The organism is Corynebacterium sp. HMSC071F07, assembly GCF_001810285.1.
In the GTDB taxonomy this organism is placed as follows: Bacteria; Actinomycetota; Actinomycetes; order Mycobacteriales; family Mycobacteriaceae; genus Corynebacterium; species Corynebacterium simulans.
In genome coordinates, this window is record NZ_KV800714.1 from 84,551 (window position 1) to 101,585 (window position 17,035).

14 protein-coding genes are annotated in these 17,035 nt (G+C 58.7%); 7 read left to right on the forward strand and 7 right to left on the reverse strand.

Annotated elements, in window-relative coordinates; all coding sequences use genetic code 11:
• Both HMPREF2724_RS08890 and HMPREF2724_RS08895 read right to left on the reverse strand, forming a co-directional pair.
• A partial coding sequence (locus tag HMPREF2724_RS08890) for an aminotransferase class I/II-fold pyridoxal phosphate-dependent enzyme (RefSeq protein WP_083306123.1) occupies nucleotides 1-894 on the reverse strand: 894 nt, incomplete at its 3' end.
• A gap of 143 nt (nucleotides 895-1,037) precedes the next feature.
• Nucleotides 1,038-1,247, reverse strand: coding sequence for a hypothetical protein (locus HMPREF2724_RS08895; protein ID WP_061920689.1), 210 nt, complete (start codon nucleotides 1,245-1,247; stop codon nucleotides 1,038-1,040).
• A gap of 403 nt (nucleotides 1,248-1,650) precedes the next feature.
• On the opposite strand from HMPREF2724_RS08895, the gene HMPREF2724_RS08900 reads away from it, so the two are divergent.
• The 3 genes from HMPREF2724_RS08900 to HMPREF2724_RS08910 are packed head-to-tail and all read left to right on the forward strand — an operon-like array spanning nucleotide 1,651 to nucleotide 5,795.
• Entirely contained in the window at nucleotides 1,651-4,299 is a 2,649-nt protein-coding gene (locus HMPREF2724_RS08900) for a nitric-oxide reductase large subunit (protein ID WP_070588246.1), read from the forward strand.
• Nucleotides 4,300-4,308: 9 nt separating this feature from the next.
• Entirely contained in the window at nucleotides 4,309-4,956 is a 648-nt protein-coding gene (locus HMPREF2724_RS08905; RefSeq protein WP_061920693.1) for a hypothetical protein, read from the forward strand.
• Nucleotides 4,956-5,795 (forward strand): SPFH domain-containing protein, encoded by an 840-nt coding sequence (locus HMPREF2724_RS08910; protein ID WP_061920695.1) that lies wholly within the window; start codon nucleotides 4,956-4,958, stop codon nucleotides 5,793-5,795. Before HMPREF2724_RS08905 ends, HMPREF2724_RS08910 begins: the two co-directional genes overlap by 1 nt.
• 166 nt (nucleotides 5,796-5,961) lie before the next feature.
• Here HMPREF2724_RS08910 and HMPREF2724_RS08915 read toward each other — a convergent pair whose 3' ends face one another.
• Entirely contained in the window at nucleotides 5,962-7,278 is a 1,317-nt protein-coding gene (locus HMPREF2724_RS08915) for a MocR-like pyridoxine biosynthesis transcription factor PdxR (RefSeq protein WP_070588249.1), read from the reverse strand.
• An 81-nt stretch (nucleotides 7,279-7,359) separates the two neighbouring features.
• Here HMPREF2724_RS08915 and pdxS point away from each other — a divergent pair, with 81 nt between their 5' ends.
• The 3 genes from pdxS to HMPREF2724_RS08930 all read left to right on the forward strand — a co-directional run bounded on the left by pdxS (nucleotide 7,360) and on the right by HMPREF2724_RS08930 (nucleotide 9,978).
• On the forward strand, nucleotides 7,360-8,268 hold the full coding sequence (pdxS, locus tag HMPREF2724_RS08920) for a pyridoxal 5'-phosphate synthase lyase subunit PdxS (RefSeq protein ID WP_070588358.1): 909 nt from the start codon (nucleotides 7,360-7,362) through the stop codon (nucleotides 8,266-8,268).
• A gap of 13 nt (nucleotides 8,269-8,281) precedes the next feature.
• Entirely contained in the window at nucleotides 8,282-8,875 is a 594-nt protein-coding gene (pdxT, locus tag HMPREF2724_RS08925; protein ID WP_082778550.1) for a pyridoxal 5'-phosphate synthase glutaminase subunit PdxT, read from the forward strand.
• A gap of 86 nt (nucleotides 8,876-8,961) precedes the next feature.
• The gene (locus HMPREF2724_RS08930; protein WP_070456049.1) at nucleotides 8,962-9,978 is read left to right on the forward strand and encodes an HNH endonuclease signature motif containing protein; all 1,017 of its coding nucleotides are present in this window, start codon (nucleotides 8,962-8,964) and stop codon (nucleotides 9,976-9,978) included.
• Between the two features lie 66 nt (nucleotides 9,979-10,044).
• Here HMPREF2724_RS08930 and HMPREF2724_RS08935 read toward each other — a convergent pair whose 3' ends face one another.
• Nucleotides 10,045-12,099 (reverse strand): M3 family metallopeptidase, encoded by a 2,055-nt coding sequence (locus HMPREF2724_RS08935; protein ID WP_070588252.1) that lies wholly within the window; start codon nucleotides 12,097-12,099, stop codon nucleotides 10,045-10,047.
• 78 nt (nucleotides 12,100-12,177) lie between these two features.
• Between HMPREF2724_RS08935 and HMPREF2724_RS08940 the strand changes: the two genes are divergently transcribed.
• Nucleotides 12,178-12,960 carry a MerR family transcriptional regulator gene (locus tag HMPREF2724_RS08940; RefSeq protein ID WP_061920702.1) on the forward strand — a complete coding sequence of 261 codons (783 nt, stop codon included), beginning with the start codon at nucleotides 12,178-12,180 and terminating at the stop codon, nucleotides 12,958-12,960.
• Between the two features lie 109 nt (nucleotides 12,961-13,069).
• On the opposite strand, the gene HMPREF2724_RS08945 is transcribed toward HMPREF2724_RS08940, so the two are convergent.
• The 3 genes from HMPREF2724_RS08945 to HMPREF2724_RS08955 form a co-directional block, all read right to left on the reverse strand.
• Complete coding sequence (locus HMPREF2724_RS08945) at nucleotides 13,070-15,256, reverse strand: NADP-dependent isocitrate dehydrogenase (RefSeq protein ID WP_061920835.1); 2,187 nt, start codon at nucleotides 15,254-15,256, stop codon at nucleotides 13,070-13,072.
• A 72-nt stretch (nucleotides 15,257-15,328) separates the two neighbouring features.
• Nucleotides 15,329-16,231 (reverse strand): siderophore-interacting protein, encoded by a 903-nt coding sequence (locus tag HMPREF2724_RS08950; RefSeq protein ID WP_062035784.1) that lies wholly within the window; start codon nucleotides 16,229-16,231, stop codon nucleotides 15,329-15,331.
• Nucleotides 16,232-17,032, reverse strand: coding sequence for an ABC transporter ATP-binding protein (locus HMPREF2724_RS08955; RefSeq protein ID WP_061920704.1), 801 nt, complete (start codon nucleotides 17,030-17,032; stop codon nucleotides 16,232-16,234).
• Nucleotides 17,033-17,035: the final 3 nt, after the last annotated feature.

Here is a 17,035-nt window from a genome sequence, read left to right on the forward strand (position 1 = left end):
CCCGGTTAAGGTCAGCCAAGCGTTGAAAGGCGAGACTGCGGCGCCCGTATCGCGGAGGATGCCAGCGCGGGCGCGCAGTGCGAAAGCCGGTTCGCCGAGGTCTGCGAAGCGCAGGCCATGGTAACTTTCGTCGGGTTCGGTGAAGAACGGAAACACCGGCTTGCCGTCGCGCTGAACGGTCCAGTCAAAGGTGCCGCCGTCGACGATGACGCCACCGATGGCCGAGCCCGAGCCGGAATAGAATTTGGTGGTGGAGGCGACGACGACGTCCGCGCCGAGCTCTAACGGGCGCGCCAGTGCCGCGGTAGCGATGGTGTTGTCCACAATCAGCGGCACCTGGTTTGCATGCGCTACCTCAGCGATTGCCGGAATATCCAGCACATCTGCCACCGGGTTGCCGAAGGTCTCTCCATAAAAAGCCTTGGTATTTCCGCGCACAGCGCACTGCCATGACTGCGGATCATCGGGTTCCTCGACCAGAGTTACTTCAATGCCGAGACGGTGCAGCGTATGGGTAAAAAGGCTATTCGTTCCGCCATAGAGGCGAGGGGAGGCCACGATGTGGTCGCCCGCGCCAGCCAGCGTTTCGATGGCGGCGGTTTCTGCCGCCTGGCCAGAGGCAAAGGCGACTGCGGCTACGCCGCCTTCGAGCGCCGCTAGACGACGCTCGAGTGCGTCCACCGTGGGATTTGTCAGCCGGGTGTAGATGGGGCCGGCGTCGGCAAGCGCAAAGCGAGCGGCGGCATGCTCGGCCGAATCAAAGACGTAGGAGGTGGTTTGGTAAATCGGAATGTTGCGAGAGTTGGTGGAGCCGTCGAGATCCTGGCCTACGTGCAGGCAGCGGGTAGCGAGGGCGAGGTTTTCTAAGTTGCTGGTGTCGTATTTTGTAGCCATGAGCAAAGACTAGACCAAGCGGTTCATAATGGGCATGGATGTGGAGAAAATTTGACGTTTGCCCAGCAAGTGAAATGAATAAAAACAGACAAAGCGGTCGGCAGGTAGCCGACCGCTAGTCGCGGTGTGAGTTTAGCGCGTGTCTATTTTTGGGAGCCCGCGCGCTGATGGATGAGGTACCAGCCGCCTAGGATTCCGCCGAAGAGTAGTAAGGCAGCCGCAATGAAGACCATTGCGACCGTGACGGTTTGGTGTGGGTCGTTCAGAAAAATCATCGAAACAATCGCCGCAAGGAAGATGGTGGCAAAGAGGGTGATTAGCCAGTTGCGCTTGGTGTGCTCTGCGAAAGTCATGCTTAAAATAATACGACAAAATCCGAATTAAACAACTTTTGAGGTTGGGGTTGGTGGCGTTAACCTCTATGTACTCTGATTTTTGCAGTGCTTTGCGAATGGTGATCGAATTAACATCGTTGGGAAATCGCTTTAAGGATAAAGCAAATCGGGAGGTGTGGTCGACGTACATTATTGCGTTTTACTTGGGGAGATATAAAAATTAGCTGAAAGTCAGCAATGGGGGAATGGTCTAGCTATTGGCGGATGTCAACCTTCCGTATGACCGCCTTTGGGGAAGGTGGGCGCGCGCCCAGCTATTTAACTCTAGTTTTTCCGTCCATAATCGGTGTGGGTGCCTTCTGCCTCGGGACACCTTGGCGCGCAGTCTAAGCGTCAGCACATTGAGAAGACAGGAAAATATATGTCCACCACTACTAGCCACGAGGACCGCCGCAAGCCGGTCCTTAAGCTCAGCAGCGTGTGGGGGCAGGGCGTCGCCTTAGTCATGATCTTTGGCTTTCTAGTCATGGGTTTCTTGGCGTACCGCACTTACAACGCGTCTATGCCTCTTCCGGAAAAGATTGTTTCCGAAACCACCGGTGAGACCATCCTGACCAAGGATGAGATTCTGAACGGTCAGGCTCTCTACCAAACCCGCGGCCTGCAGCAATACGGCTCCGTCATGGGCCACGGCGCCTACTTAGGCCCTGACTACACGGCGGAATACCTCCGCATGTCTTTGGATAAGGCACGCGAGCTTAACGACGCCAACGGTTATCCCGATTTCATCTCCCCGGACGCGACTCCAGAAGAAGCAGTCCAGCAGGAGTTCCGCACCAACCGCTACGACGAAGCAACTGGTGTACTGAAGTGGACCGATAACCAAATCGCTGCTTTCGAGTCCAACAAGGACTACTACGCGAAGTACTTTGGCGAAGACTCTCATAACAAGGGACTTCCATCTGAGTTCATTACAGACAAAAAGCAGATCAACAACCTTGTTGGTTTCTTCGGTTGGACTGCATGGGCTTCTGCGGCAGAGCGCCCGGGCCACGATTACTCCTATACCAACAACTGGCCGGCTGAGCCACGCGTGGATAACGGCCCGACCGCAGACCTCGTGGTCTGGTCTGTGCTCTCGCTCATCGCGCTGATCGGCGGCACCGGCCTTATCTTCGCGATTTATGGCCGTTGGTCTAAGTCCATTGGTTGGCACGCAGAAGAGGCGCCAAACCTCGACTTCACCCAGCCGGGCGAGGTAGGTCTTACCAAGTCGCAGAAGGTCGTGGCATGGTTTGTCCTTGTCATCGCATTGCTCTTCCTCATCCAGGCGCTCCTGGGTGCAGCCTCACAGCACTACCGCACGGAGCTAACCGGCTTCTTCGGTATCCTATTGCAGGAGATCCTGCCGTATAACGTCTCGCGTACTTGGCACCTCCAGCTGTCGCTGCTATGGACTGCAGGCGGCCTGCTTGCTGCCGGTATTTTCTTGGCCTCTTTCGTGGGCAAGAAGGAACCGAAGAAGCAGCACTGGCTGGTTTGGTTCCTGCTCGGTGCCATCGCGTTTGTGGTCTTTGGCTCCATGGCCTTCGAGTGGCTGTCCACTATGGGCTACATCAAGGAAGGCACCCTGTTCTCCCAGCAGTGGGAGTTCCTTGACCTGCCGCGCTTCTTCCAGATTCTGCTCACTGTGGGCATGTTTGTCTGGATTGGCATCATCTTCCGCCAGCTGCGCGGCCGCCTGAAGTACGAACACAAGTCCAATATGCCGTGGCTGTTCTTCTACGCCGGCATCGCCATCCCTGCTTTCTATGCAGTGGGTAACCTGGCTGGCTCCGAGACCCATATCTCTGTTGCCGAGTTCTGGCGCTTCTGGGTCGTCCACCTGTGGGTGGAGGACTTCCTCGAGCTGTTTACCACCGTGATGGTGGCCTATGTCTTCGTGCTTCTCGGCGTCATCCGCGAAAAGATCGCCCTCGGCATCATCTTCTTGGACATTATTTTGTACTCCACCGGTGGCGTTTTGGGCACTATGCACCACCTGTACTTCTCCGGTACCCCGGTTGAGCACATGGCACTTGGCGCTTTCTTCTCTGCTGCCGAGGTCGTGCCGCTGACCCTGCTGACCGTTGAGGCTTGGACCTTCATGCAGCTCGGTTCCCGTCAGCGCGCCTCCGGCGAACGCCCATTCCCACACCGTTGGGCAGTTATGTTCCTGGTTGCAGTTGGCTTCTGGAACTTCTTGGGCGCCGGCGTCTTCGGCTTCCTAGTCAACCTGCCAATCGTCTCCTACTACGAGATTGGTACCGCGCTGACCGCAAACCACGCACACGGCGCCATGATGGGCGTCTACGGCTTCCTGGCCGTCGGCCTGTCCGTATTCGCGCTGCGCTACCTTATCCCGAAGGAAAAGTGGTCCGACAAGGCCATGGCGTGGTCCTTCTGGCTGCAGAACATCGGTCTGCTGTGGATGGTTGTTATTTCGCTGCTCCCGTTGGGCGTTATGCAGCTCTACGAATCCGTGGCTTCCGGATACGTCGAGGCACGTTCCCTGGGCTACATCACCGAGCCTGGCAACTTCATCATGGAGTGGCTGCGCATGCCTGGCGACGTCATGTTCTTAGCCGGCATCATCCCGTTCCTGTGGATGGCGCTCAAGGGCGTGCTGTTTAACAAGGAAATCCCGACCATCGAAGAGCACCCGAAGGATCCGCTGTTTAGCATCATCGCGCCTGACGACGACGACCACGCCGGCGAGGTGCCCGTCGCGGGCGCTGCCTCCAGCGTCGGCCTTGTCTCCGGCGGAAAGGGTCGTGTGGATACCCGCGACGGCGCGCACAGCACTGGACGAGTGGCAGGCCGCCGCTATGGCTACATCGACGAGCGTGGCGCCTTCGTTGAAGAGCAAGCCCCGGACTCGGGCCGCGGCGATTCTGCAGCTTCTGGCCCACAGGACCCAGAGTTCGAATCGCGCACCAAGTGGGGCGGCACCTACCGCTCCGACAAGCGGGCGGACGGTAATCCTGGCCAGAAAAGGTCAAATCAGAATAAACCGGATCAGAAGAAGTAGGGACACATAATGCAAGCTCCAGGAATCTTTACCCTCCTGGCGGTGTGCTACGGCCTGTTTCTTCTGGTTGTAGCGTGGGGCTTTGATGCTATGGCGAAGCAAACCGCCAACCGCACCATGGCTAACCGCGCTGGCACTTTCCGCTACTTGGAGGAACACGACGCCTGGCAGTGCCCTGAAGATCAGTGGCTTTGGCCGTCGAGCTTTGACCCGGAAAACCGCGTCATGCGTTACCGCGCCAACCCCACGGTGTGCAATACCTGTCCAGTAAAGGATGCCTGCACGGTCTCCCACCATGGCAGGGAAGTCACCCGGCAGCTCGACCCATGGCCACACTCCGACTCTGGTCGTTTCCACCGCGGAATTGCCCTCGCGGTGGCCGCTATGGGCTACCTGCTCCCGCTGTCGTCCCTAATTACCAACCACTCGCTGTCCGAGGTGCTTATCACCCTTGCCACCGTCTTGGTGATTACCGGTCTTGGTGTCTATCCGTTGGCACGCCACCTGTGGAATACGCCATCGAATGCGCCGCAGATCGTCGTCCCCGAAATGGACAACCGTGAAGCCGAGCTGGCCGCCCAAATCGACCGCTATGGTTCGAAGTACGGCAAGTCCAGCCGTTATCGCTCGGAACGCAAGAAGGAAGAAGCTAGCTAATGTCAGCACTCGTTTTCTGGCCGATCGTCATCGGCATCATCGTCGCGCTCATCATCGTCTTTTTGATGTACTCGCTGAAAGTCATCAAACAGTACGAGCGCGGAGTGGCCTTCCGATTCGGCCATCTGCGTCCGCTCATGGAGCCGGGCCTGCATTTCATGTGGCCGGGCATCGATAAGCTCGAGCGCGTGGACCAGCGTGTGGTGACACTTACCATCCCGCCGCAGGAAATCATTACCAAGGACAACGTCTCCGTGCGCGTGAACGCCGTGGTCATGTTCGAGGTGACGGATTCGCTCAAGGCCGTGCTGGAAGTGGAAAACTATGCCGTCGCTACGTCGCAAATCGCGCAGACGACTCTGCGTAGCCTGTTGGGCCGCGCGGATCTCGATGATCTCCTCGCGCACCGCGAAGAACTCAACGAGGATCTTGCGAATATCATCAACGGCCAGACCGAGCGCTGGGGCGTAATCACCCGCATCGTGGAGATCAAGGACGTGGAAATCCCAGAAATGATGCAGCGTGCCCTTGCCCGCGAGGCAGAAGCCGAGCGTGAGCGTCGCGCCAAGGTCATCTCCGCACACGGCGAACTTCAGTCCTCCCGCGAGCTGCGAGAAGCCGCGGAGGAGCTGGGTAAGGCTCCTGCGGCTTTGCAGCTTCGTTACCTGCAGACGGTGCTGGAGTTAGGCGCAGACCAGAACTCCACCATCGTCTTCCCACTGCCGATGGACATCATGGGTGGCTTCATGGATAACCTCGGCACCTTCTCGAAGGGATTTAAGGATTTCAACGAGAACTTCTCGCAGCTAGCCGGCGCTAAAAAGGCTGAGGATAAGTAACGTCCTAGGCAGCCGCAGTAAACCGTTAGCGCAGCAACTAAAGGGTCACGTTCTATGCGTGGCCCTTTCGGCTTTTCCTGCACGCGGCTCAGTGCCGCCAGGCATGCTCGTAGGCAGGTTGGCTGCGCACGCGCATGAGTGCGCAATCAGTGCGAGATCCTACCCATTAAAGAGATGCGGCTTCTGCGACCGCAGCGAGTGCTAGCGCCAATTCCAAGTCGCTGAGGTGGCCAAAGCCCAATACGACTCCGTTCGGTGCTTCCTCTCCGCCCCAGTAATCAGCTAGTGCAGTAAGTCCGATTCCCTGTTCCGCTGCCCGTGTGACCACCGCTGCCGCTGGGCGTTCGCAGAGCAACACAGCGTGCAGACCACCGCGAATCGGCAGCAGCTCGACGCCAGGTAGCGTGCGGAAGGTGGCGGTGACTAGGTCACGGCGGCGTCGGTAAGCGCGGCGCATTTTGCCGGTGTGGCGGCGCAGCGCACCGCTGGCCATAAACCCCGCCAACGCATCTTGGGTAATAGAGCTCACGGGCTGCCCAAAAAGCTGACGCTGCTGCACAAGCGGCTCGCGCAGGTGCTCCGGGACGACGAGATATCCACAAGCGATGGTCGGGGAGATCACCGAGCTAAACGTGCCCAACAGCGCCGTGTGCTCGGGCTCGAGGGCAGTCAGCGCGGGCAAAGGTTGGCCTACGTAGCGCAGTTCGGAGTCGAAATCGTCCTCAATGATGAGTACCCCCGTCTCCCGTGCCCACCGCACCAGCTCCGTTCGACGAGCAGCCGAGAGGGAATCGCCGTACGGATATTGATGGCTCGGAGTGACGATGAGCGCATCTAGGTCCGTTAGCGGAACACGCACACCCTCTGAATCGGTAGGTACTTCCACGAGGGTATGGCCTAAAGCCTCCGGTACCTTGCGCAGACTGGGATAACCCGGCGATTCCACGCCAATACGCAGCTGCTTAGCGACGCCCCGCAATAACAACGCAAGCCCCTCACGCGCACCGGCGGTGACGAGGATGCGATCCGGATCTACCGCAAGGCCGCGCATGTGGCGGAGGTGGTGACCGATTTCTTGGGTTAGAAGGGGAGCGTTGGCAAGCGCGGCGGCGTTGCGCCAGGCAGCACGCCATTCGGGGGTGATGAGGCTCGTTGTATCGGGTAGGCCGGGGGTTAGCTCCACCCGGTTGAGGGGCGGTGGGGTGTGCGATTTCGGGGCGGGCGCGGGGGCTTTGGTGGGGTGGAGGCGAGGATTGATGCGGGTTCCGGAGCCTGTGCTTGCGACGAGGTAGCCCTCGGCGATGAGTTGATCGAAAGCGGTTACCACAGTTCCGCGCGAGACGCCTAGCTGCGCCGATAAGGTGCGGGTTGAATCTATCTGCTCGCCTGGCAGCAGTGCGCCAGTGGCAACCATCTCGCGGATGGCTGCCGCAATCTGCACTGGCAGCGTCCGCGAATCGTCCGGGTCGAGGCCTAAATTCATATCCTCATCTTAAAGTGGTCTAATCCAAATGACCTAGATTGGACCTTGTTGTGGACCACTTTATGCGGTTCGATGATTCGCATGGCTGAAAACAAGACTGAAAATACTTCCAAGATTGCAACCACCCGCGTCAAGCGCGGCCTCGCGGATATGCTTAAAGGCGGCGTCATCATGGACGTCGTTACCCCGGAACAGGCAAAGATCGCCGAAGATGCTGGTGCTGCCGCCGTCATGGCCTTGGAGCGTGTGCCAGCGGATATTCGCGCGCAGGGCGGCGTCGCTCGTATGTCGGATCCGGACCTTATTGAGGGAATCGTCGATGCGGTTTCCATCCCGGTGATGGCAAAGTCTCGTATTGGCCACTTCGTTGAAGCTCAGATCCTGGCTGAGCTCGGTGTGGACTTTATTGACGAGTCCGAGGTTCTATCTCCGGCCGATTACGTCAACCACATCAACAAGTGGGACTTCGATGTGCCTTTCGTCTGCGGTGCTACCAACCTGGGTGAAGCGCTGCGCCGTATCACTGAGGGTGCTGCCATGATTCGTTCCAAGGGCGAAGCCGGCACCGGCGACGTCTCCGAGGCAGTAAAGCACCTGCGTACCATTCGTGGCGAGATTGCCCGCCTGCAGCACCTGGATCGCGATGAGCTGTATGTCGCAGCCAAGGAGTTGCAGGCTCCGTACGACCTTGTCGCAGAGGTGGCAGAGGCAGGCAAGCTGCCGGTCGTGCTCTTCGTTGCCGGTGGTGTCGCAACGCCTGCCGACGCCGCACTCGTCCGTCAGATGGGCGCCGAGGGCGTCTTCGTCGGCTCCGGTATCTTCAAGTCTGGCAATCCGGCTGCTCGCGCGGAGGCCATCGTTAAGGCGGCCACGCTGTATGACCAGCCGGCTGAGCTGGCGAAGATTTCCCGCGGTCTCGGCGAGGCGATGGTAGGCATCAACGTAGCTGACGTTCCGGCTCCGCACCGTTTGGCTGAACGTGGCTGGTAAGACTGGCAAAGCGCTGACGATTGGCGTGCTGGCCTTGCAAGGCGGCGTCGAGGAACACGTTGCGATTCTGGAATCTCTCGGCGCACACGTAACCCGCGTGCGCTTGCCCCGGGATTTGGATGGCCTTGATGGCATCGTGTTTCCAGGCGGCGAGTCTTCCACCATCGACCGCCTTGCTCGCGCCTTCGAGCTTGCGCAGCCGCTTCGCGACGCCATCCGTGCCGGCCTGCCCGTCCTCGCCACCTGCGCCGGACTGATTTACTCTGCCCGTGAACTGGAGAATCCGGCGCCTGGGCAACAGAGCCTCGGTGTGCTTGACGTCGTCGTGCGCCGCAATGGATTCGGTAACCAGCGCTTCTCTGAAGAGCGCACTGTGCCCGTGCGCTTGGATGAGGAGGATCTGGCTGTGGAGGCGTCTTTCATCCGCGCGCCTGTTGTTACCTCGCATGGCGCAGGGGTGGAAGTAATTGCCACCGTTCCTGAGAGGGACGGAACTCCAGTTGTCGTGGGAGTACGGGAAGACAACGTCATCGCTTTGAGCTTCCATCCAGAAGAAAATGGCGATGACCGCATCCACGCGCGGTGGTTGGCAGGCTTAAGCGTGTAGCTTTAAACCGCCAGATAGCTGCGAATTTGACCATCCTGGGTGCCAAGGCGTTGTGCCTGGTAGAAGGCCTGGGTAGCTTGATGGCTATGAGCCTTAAGACATACCTTGCAGCACTCAGCCGAGGCGTTGACCTCGTCGCTGAGTGCGAAGGCATGTCTGCCGCACAGCTGATTTCTTTAGGTGCCACGTCTGCTGATGCCGCCGAGCTTCTGGCGCTCCACAGCACCTATTTTGGGCCGACGTCGTTTAGCAAGAAGCAACGCACCGCCGTTGCACACGCGCGAAACCAGCAGCATAGCCTGAGCACCCTGCGGCGCATCGAACATTTTGTTTCGCGAGTTAAGAAGAAAGTAGCGGCGTGGAATTTGCGCGTCGAACTCTGCGCGGCGGCGTCGCCAGAGGTAGAAAGGCTCGCGCGCAAACGCCTCAAGGAGATGCAGCCGCCGCGGGTGGCATCTGAACGTGCCACTTTGCGCCAGCACCCCAACGGTCTGGCCACGCTGACCGTCACTGGTTCTTCCATGGGAATTACGGATGTATTCAAAGGCATCGACCAGTCTCGCCCTGGCGCGAGCTTCTTGGAGTCGCAGTCCGAGGGTGGAGTGCGCACGCAGGCTACCACGATGGTGGTAGTCCGCCTCGAGGATTATTGCGAGCTGCAGCGCGGTAATGGTCGCGGTGATGGCGATGTTATTTTGCGCACTACCTCCGGTGCCACAATGACTGGTGCGGAGTATCTTGAGCATACTTTTTCCGGCGAGGGATTCGTTACTCTGATTAGCCGCGAGGAAGGGCCGGTGGATCTATACCGCATGTCGCGCTTTGCTTCGCCGAAGCAGCGAAAGATGTTGTCAGCAGAAAACCCCACCTGCGCCTGGCCGGATTGCAAAGTTCCGGCTGAGCGTTGCCAGATACACCACATCGAGCCTTGGGGACACGGTGGCGAAACCAACGTTTCAAATATGGTTCCGCTGTGTTCCTACCACAACGGTGTAAACGGCGATGACCCGAATGCGCCTCCCGAACGCGGGCGCATGCTCCGCATCGGTGGGCGGGTGGCATGGCAGCCACCGTACGAAGCTCCGCCTACCTTCGTTACCTAGCAGTAACCCAGCTGTAGTTGCCAGAACTAGCGCAATCGCTTAGGCGATTGCGCCTACACGCATGCCTTAAGCACCAGCGAGGCCGCGGCGCTTGAGCAGCGGCTCGACGTCCTTGTCTCGGCCACGCAGTTCGCGGTAGGGTTCGGTGAAATCGCGCGATGCGCCCTTGGACAAGATGAGCTTGCGGAATTTCTCGCCAGCTGCACGAGCTTGCTCGTCCGAGTCACCGGCGCCTTCTTCCTTGAACCAAGAAAATCCATCGGCGTCGAGGACCTCGGCCCAGAGGTAGGAGTAATAGCCTGCAGAGTATCCGCCGGCGAAGATGTGGTTGAAGTACTGGGAACGGTAGCGCGGCGCGATAAGCGGGTCGTTCAGCCCGGCCTTGGCTAGGGCTTGCTTCTCGAACTGCGCAACCTCCGCCGCCTTGAGGTCTGCGGTTTCGTCGAATGAAAGCGAGTGCCACGCCAAGTCCACAATCGAGGCCGCTAGGTATTCCACCGTGGCAAAGCCCTGGCCGAACTCGCTGGCTTCCGAAACTGCCTGCAAGAGTGTATCGGGGATGACTTCGCCGGTATCCACGTGGCGGGCGTAACGCTTCACCAGTGCTGGCTCCAATGCCCAGTTCTCATTAATCTGCGAGGGAAACTCGACCCAGTCGCGGGGGACGTTTGTACCTGCGAAAGTGGGATATCGGACATCCGAGAGTAAACCATGCAGCGCATGGCCAAACTCGTGGAAGACGGTGCGCAGCTCGTCCAAACTCAGCAGCGGCTGTGAACCATCGGCCGGCTTGGTAATTCCCATGACGTTCACGATCACCGGTTTGCGCTCAAGCAGACCTGCCTGACCCACAAACTCGCTCATCCATGCCCCGCCGCGTTTGGTGGGGCGGCCGAAGTAATCAGTGACAAACAGGCCGATGCCATTGTCCTTGTCCGCTGCGGGATCCTGGCCCTCGTCGAAGACCTCCCACACGCGCACGCCCTCAGCATATCCCTCCAAGTCATCACGCGGGACAACCACGATGCCGTAAAGACGATTTGCAGCAGCGAATACGCCTTCCTCCAAGACCTGTTCGAGGGGGAAGTACTTGCGTAGTTCTTCCTCGTCCAGCGAAAAATCGCGAGCACGCACCTGCGACTCCCAATACGGCCAATCCGCTGCGCCAAAGTCCTCATCGCGCAGGCTCGCTGCCTCGGCGAACAACTTCTGTTCGCCTTCTGCGTTGGCCTCAGCCGCAGGTGCTAGTTGGAAGAGCATATCGCGAGCTGCCTGGGCATTTCCTGCAGTTTCCTCAGAGATGACGTAGTCCGCATGCGAGGCAAAACCCAAAAGTTCTGCGCGTTCGGCACGCAGCTGCACCGCCTCGATGAGACCTTCTGCGTTTCCTTCGCCGCGGCGAGCAGACGCCTCATAAAGCTTCGCACGAGCCTCCGGCTGCACGAGACGGGCCTGCTCCGATTGCACAGTTGGCAGCTCTAGAGGAATTACGAAGCCTTCACGACCCAGAGCTTTTGCATCCGCGCTCGCAGAGGCCTTCCGCTCCTCCGGCAGGCCTTCCAACTCCTGTTCCGTGAGCTCCACCGCGAGTTTTCGGGTTGATTTCATCAGCGTGCGGCCGAATTCCTCAGACAGAGTCGAAAGACGCTGATTGATTTCCGAAAGCCGGGCCTTGCTTGCGGAATCTAAGTCCGCGCCTTTGCGAGCAAACGTACGCAGCAAATGAGCATATAGACGCTGGGATTCCTCATCCTTGGGCACGTCTACGCCCACTTCCTTCAAACGGGCGTAGAGAACCGCATTTTGATAGATCGCATCTTGATGGGCGGAAAGCTCTGGCCACAGCTGCGAACCGATGGCCTCCATACCGTCGGTGATATCGGTTCCGGAGAGATTCGCAAAGACAGCAATGACGCGTTCCAGGTCTTGTCCGGAGCTCTCTAGTGCCTCGACGGTGTTTTCCCACGTCGGGTCGGCGGGATTATCTACGATGGCGGCGATTTCGGCATCGTGAAGCTGAAGAGCCTCGTGAAATGCTGGGAGGAAGTGCTTTTCTTTAATCTCGGCAAAAGGTGGCAATTGGTAGGGCAGAGTAGACGGAGAAAGCAGTGGATTATTCATAAGTGAACAATGTACCCAATAAGGGGCTGAAGCGGAGTGAGTTGACTCTCACGCGACGTAAGGGAGTGAAATTTTGGTATGAGCACACACATGGAAGTAGGCGAAGCCGCAGAATTTCTGGGAGTCAGCGTACGTACTCTGCACTACTGGGAAGAACGCGGACTTGTTATACCGAACGCTCGTACGTGGTCTAACTACCGGCTTTATTCGGAGCAAGACATCGCACGGGCGCAAAAAGTTGTGGTCTACCGCGCTACGGGGATGCCGCTTAAAGATATAGCTGCGGCCTTGGAAGCGGGAGATAGTCCGGTGGAACACCTACGCCGCCAGCGGGCGATGCTCATGGAAAGACAACGCCGCCTTGATGAACAAGTGCGCGCACTCGATATTCTTTTGGAGGAAACCATGAATAACAACAATCTCTCGGTTTCGCAGATTGCGGCAGTGCTTGGCGATAGTTTCGCCGAACACCATGCCGAAGCCGAAGAAACCTATGGCGATACGGAAGACTGGGCTATCTCCCAGCGCAATGCAGTCCGCCGCAACGTGGCAGACTGGGAAGAGCTTAAGCAACGCCATGAAAAACTCGAGCGTGAGCTAGCCGCTGCTTGTACGGCCGGAATGGACCCCACGGCGCCGGAAGCTTTACAGCTGGTAGAGCGACACCGCGAATTGTTAGGTGAGCACTTTCCAGTATCGAAGTCCAAACATGTGCTTATCGCGCGCGGCTACACCGCCGACGAGCGTTTCCGCGCTCACTACGATTCCCAGGCGCCAGGTCTTGCGCAGTGGCTCCAAGACGCGATTAACGCCGCCGCACACGCCGCGGGAATCGACCCAGGCACCGCGCAATGGCGTTAGTGATGCTCAAACGCACCAAGCAAGCCTAAGCACCGAGCTCAACTCAGCGCCGTACTCGAGCAACAAAAAGGCTCCCCTCCGTAAGAGAAGGGAGCCGAATTGTTACGGTTTACTTCTTCAGACCGTCAATGATCTCGTTGAAGGCAGCAACCGGGCGCATGACGGAGGAAATCTTTTCCTCGTCCGGTGCGTAGTAGCCGCCCAGATCAGCTGGGGAGCCCTGAACATCGAGCAGACCCTGCTGGATCTCGTCCTTCTTAGCCTCGAGTGCCTCAGCAACCGGCTTGAAGGTCTCGGCCAGCTCAGTATCTTCGGTCTGAGCAGCCAGCTCCTTCGCCCAGTTGAGGGTCAAGTGGAAGTGAGAACCACGGTTGTCGTTCTCACCGACCTTACGGGACGGGGAGTTGCCCTCGTCGAGGAGGGTCTCGGTGGCCTTGTCGAGGGCGTCGGCAAGTACGCCTGCCTTAGTGTTTCCGTGCGCATTGAGCTCGTGGCGGAAGGACTCAGCCAGAGCAAGGAACTCGCCCAGGGAATCCCAGCGCAGGTGGTTTTCTTCCTCAACCTGCTGAACGTGCTTCGGAGCGGATCCGCCTGCACCGGTCTCGAAGAGGCCGCCGCCAGCCATCAGCGGAACCACAGACAGCATCTTTGCGGAGGTGCCGAGCTCGAGAATTGGGAACAGGTCGGTGTTGTAGTCACGCAGCACGTTGCCGGTGACGGAGATGGTGTCTTCGCCCTTACGGATGCGCTCGATGGAGATCTTGGTTGCCTCGACCGGGGAGGCGATGGAGATATCCAAGCCCTCGGTGTCGTGGTCTTGGAGGTACTTCTCAACCAAGGAGGTGATGTTGCGGTCGTGTGCGCGCTCCGGGTCCAGCCAGAAGATGGTCTTCATGCCGGAAAGGCGAGCGCGGTTAACAGCCAGCTTGACCCAATCCTGGATCGGAGCATCCTTGGTCTGGCAAGCGCGCCAGATGTCGCCTGCCTCGACGTCGTGCTCGATGAGGACGTCGCCAGCGGAGTTAGTCAATTGCACGGTGCCGTTCTCCGGCACCTTGAAGGTCTTGTTGTGGGAACCGTACTCCTCAGCCTTCTGAGCCATCAAGCCGACGTTCGGAACGGTACCCATGGTGGAAGGATCGAAAGCGCCATTCGCCTTGCAATCATCGATAACTGCCTGGTAGACGCCAGCGTAAGAAGAATCAGGGATGACAGCCAAGGTGTCCTGCTCTTCATCATTCTTGTTCCACATGTGGCCGGAGGTGCGGATCATGGCCGGCATGGAAGCGTCGATGATGACGTCAGATGGGACGTGCAGGTTGCTGATGCCCTTAGCGGAGTTGACCATAGCCAGGTCCGGACCATTTTCGAGAGCAGCGTCGAATGCGGCGTTGATCTCTTCGCCATTCTCGAGGGAGTTCAGGCCCTCGTAGATAGCGCCGAGGCCGTTCTCGCCATTGAGACCAGCGGCCTCAAGCTGCTCGCCGTACTGTGCAAAGACATCAGCGAAGTAAGCGCGCACAACGTGGCCGAAGATGATCGGGTCAGAGACCTTCATCATGGTGGCCTTCAAGTGAGCAGAGAAGAGAACGCCCTCTTCCTTAGCGCGTGCAACCTGAGCCTTCAGGAACTCATCCAGAGCCTTTGCGGAAATGAAGGTGCCGTCAACAACCTCGCCCTTTAGAACCGGCAGCTTCTCCAACAGGACGGTCTCAGTGCCGTCCTCAGCAACGAGCTTGATGGAAAGGGTGTCATCCTGCTCCAGGATGACGGACTTCTCGTTGTGACGGAAGTCGTTATCAGACATGGTGGCCACGTTGGTCTTGGAATCAGCAGACCAAGCGCCCATCTTGTGTGGGTACTTCTTCGCGAAGTTCTTCACTGCGATGGGAGCGCGGCGGTCCGAGTTGCCCTCACGCAGCACCGGGTTCACAGCGGAACCGGTAACCACAGCGTAGGCCTCCTGCGCGTCCTCGTAATCCGGGACGTCGTAACCTGCAGCCTGCAGCTCAGCGATTGCCTTCTTTAGCTGGACGAGGGAAGCGGAGATGTTCGGCAGCTTGATGATGTTAGCTTCCGGAGTCTTAGCCAGCTTGCCCAGCTCAGCGAGGGCGTCTTCGACCTTCTTGTCGCCGAGGCGCTCCGGGAACTGCGCCAGGATGCGGCCGGCCAGGGAGATATCGCGGGTTTCTACCTCGATGTCTGCGGTGGAGGCGAAGGCCTCAACAACCGGCTTGAAAGAGTAGGTTGCAAGCAGCGGAGCTTCGTCCGTGCGGGTCCAGATAATCTTTGCCATGATTCTCCTAATTAAAACGTGAAAATGTTTCGACCTACCAGAATACCTACTTAGTATTCGCGGCGTTGACGACTACCCCTCAGAGACCCCTCGCTTCCAATATCCCATGAAAGACACAGCCGAACGGGGCACGCCGGCCTCTTTAACCAGCAATCGACGCATACGCTTGACGACGCCGCTTTCTCCCGCAATCCACCAATACGCATCGCTTGCAGCGCGCTCGCCTAGTTCTTCACCGGAAGAGGAATAGGCGGGGGTTTCCCAGAGGATTTCGCGCTCCACGACGCTGCTTAAGGAGTTCGGTTGTAAGTCTTTATCGGCAGGGGCGGGAGAGGGAAGACCTGCGAGGTGGGCGAGGGCGCCGATAAGTGAGGCTTCGTCGTGCGGGAGGAATTCCACCTTGACACCGGCTGGAGCAGCGAGTGCTTGGGCATCCTGGAAGTAGGGCACCGCAATGTGCACGGTGCCGGTCAGCCCCGCCGGCCATTCGTCGAGGATGCGGGCGATTGCAGGCAGTGCGGTTTCATCGCCCAGAATGTGGATTTCGCGGGACTCGCCGGGCTGGAATTCGATGCCGGGGCCTGGGGCGTCGGTGGCGTGGGGAGCAATCACGTAAATGCTATCGCCGGGTTTGGCCGCGTGTGCCCAAGAAGATGCTGGCCCGGTTTGCCCAGGGGCAGTATGCAGGACGAAGTCGACGGTGAGGATGCCGTTTTCGCGGTCTAAATCGCGTACAGAATATGTGCGCATCGCTCCGCGGGTAGCCGGGTCGAGCTTTTGCCAGGAACTGAACCAATCTTCTGCGGCAGGCAGTTCAGGCAGGCCGGCAGGGCCGGGGATGATCAGCTTGATGCGCAGATCGTGGATCGCACCTGCAGGGCCCATTTCTTTCAATCCAGACAGGCGTACGCGTTGAAAGCTTGGCGAAATCCGCGTGGAGTCGACGACGGTCGCGCGGAATGGTTGATAGGCCACTTATTTCACCCTCCTTTTCCCAATCGGCATGACAGCCGGCAGCCCCGAGACTGGATCATCAACGATGACCGAGTCAACACCGAACACGTCGTGCACGGTCTGGTGTGTCAAAACTTCCTGCGGGGTGCCTTGAGCGTAGACCGTGCCATCTTTAACAGCGATGAGCGCATCGGAGTACCGGGCAGCCAAGTTGAGGTCATGGATGACCATCACGATGGTGGTGTCATGCTTTTCGTTCAAGTCCACCAGCAGGTCGAGGACTTCGAGCTGATGCTTGATATCGAGATAGGTGGTGGGCTCATCCAAGAGCAAGATGTCGGTGCGCTGGGCTAGTGCCATGGTGATCCACACGCGTTGGCGTTGGCCGCCCGAGAGCTCATCGATGGAGCGCTGCGCCAGGCTGGCGACGCCCGTCAGCTCCATCGATTCTTCCACAATTGCGTAGTCTTCCTGACTCCAGCGGCCAAGCAGCCCCTGGTGCGGAGTACGCCCGCGGCCGATGAGGTCCGCGACCACGATTCCGTCCGGCGCGATTGGTGATTGCGGTAGCAAGCCCAGCGACGTGGCGAGCTGTTTGGTCGGGATGTCGGCAATCTCCTTACCGTCTAGGAAAATGTCGCCGTGTGTTGGCTTTAGCAGGCGGGAGAGCGAACGTAGGAGGGTCGACTTACCGCAGCCGTTTGGGCCGACGATGGAGGTTATCTTTCCTGGGGCGAGCGAGAGGGATAGATCGCTTAAGATGTCGTGCTCGCCGTAGCTTAGGGTGATTTCCTGCGCGGAAAGTTGTGCTGATTGTTTCATTGT

Coding starts and splice junctions, on each gene's coding strand:
- HMPREF2724_RS08955 (WP_061920704.1), bottom strand. CDS start 17,032: ATGAAACAATCAGCACAACTTTCCGCGCAGGAAATCACCCTAAGCTAC.
- HMPREF2724_RS08935 (WP_070588252.1), bottom strand. CDS start 12,099: ATGAATAATCCACTGCTTTCTCCGTCTACTCTGCCCTACCAATTGCCA.
- HMPREF2724_RS08940 (WP_061920702.1), top strand. CDS start 12,178: ATGAGCACACACATGGAAGTAGGCGAAGCCGCAGAATTTCTGGGAGTC.
- pdxS (WP_070588358.1), top strand. CDS start 7,360: ATGGCTGAAAACAAGACTGAAAATACTTCCAAGATTGCAACCACCCGC.
- HMPREF2724_RS08905 (WP_061920693.1), top strand. CDS start 4,309: ATGCAAGCTCCAGGAATCTTTACCCTCCTGGCGGTGTGCTACGGCCTG.
- HMPREF2724_RS08895 (WP_061920689.1), bottom strand. CDS start 1,247: ATGACTTTCGCAGAGCACACCAAGCGCAACTGGCTAATCACCCTCTTT.
- HMPREF2724_RS08930 (WP_070456049.1), top strand. CDS start 8,962: ATGAGCCTTAAGACATACCTTGCAGCACTCAGCCGAGGCGTTGACCTC.
- HMPREF2724_RS08910 (WP_061920695.1), top strand. CDS start 4,956: ATGTCAGCACTCGTTTTCTGGCCGATCGTCATCGGCATCATCGTCGCG.
- HMPREF2724_RS08900 (WP_070588246.1), top strand. CDS start 1,651: ATGTCCACCACTACTAGCCACGAGGACCGCCGCAAGCCGGTCCTTAAG.
- HMPREF2724_RS08915 (WP_070588249.1), bottom strand. CDS start 7,278: ATGAATTTAGGCCTCGACCCGGACGATTCGCGGACGCTGCCAGTGCAG.
- HMPREF2724_RS08945 (WP_061920835.1), bottom strand. CDS start 15,256: ATGGCAAAGATTATCTGGACCCGCACGGACGAAGCTCCGCTGCTTGCA.